The 592-nt window shown below is 58.8% G+C and carries 1 protein-coding gene; it reads left to right on the forward strand.

The annotated features are described in order from the left end of the window. Positions 1-112: 112 nt before the first annotated feature. A partial coding sequence (locus tag OP498_RS18535; RefSeq protein WP_280554830.1) for an FAD-dependent monooxygenase occupies positions 113-592 on the forward strand: 480 nt, incomplete at its 3' end.

Here is a 592-nt window from a genome sequence, read left to right on the forward strand (position 1 = left end):
CGAGCTGTGACTCCTTCAGGCTATCCGAAAGTATAATATCTAATTAAAGCAGAAAGACAGTACGCTACCAAAAAGCAGTAGGTATTCTCGCAATCGACAAGAGGTAAGAGTCATGCAAGAGAATCAGACGGCTCTGATCGCAGGCGGTGGACTCGGTGGACTGACGGCTGCGGTCGCGCTCGGACAAACGGGCCGGCGCGTCAAGGTGATCGAACGTGCCGAGGCGTTTGCGCCGATTGGGTACGGTATTCAGCTTGGGCCGAATGCACTTCACATGTTCGACAAGCTCGGCCTTGCCGAGGAGGTGCTGCGCTACTCGAGCCTTGCGGAAGATGTGCTCGTGCGCGATGCCATCACGGGCGAGTCGATAGCGCGGATTCCCATGGGGCGTGAGGTTTGTGAGCGCTACGGACAGCCCTACGCGGTAATCCACCGCGCCGATCTGCACGAAGTGCTCCTTGAGGCCTGCCGGGGGATCGACACCGTCGAACTCGAATCTGGCTGTGCGCTGACCTCCTTCGAAGACTTGGGGGAATCGGTGAGGGTCGAGACGACGAGTGGTGAGAGCTTTAGCGCCGCCGCGCTCATCGGT

The sequence above is a fragment of the Halomonas sp. 25-S5 genome, assembly GCF_029889845.1.
Classification (GTDB): domain Bacteria; phylum Pseudomonadota; class Gammaproteobacteria; order Pseudomonadales; family Halomonadaceae; genus Halomonas.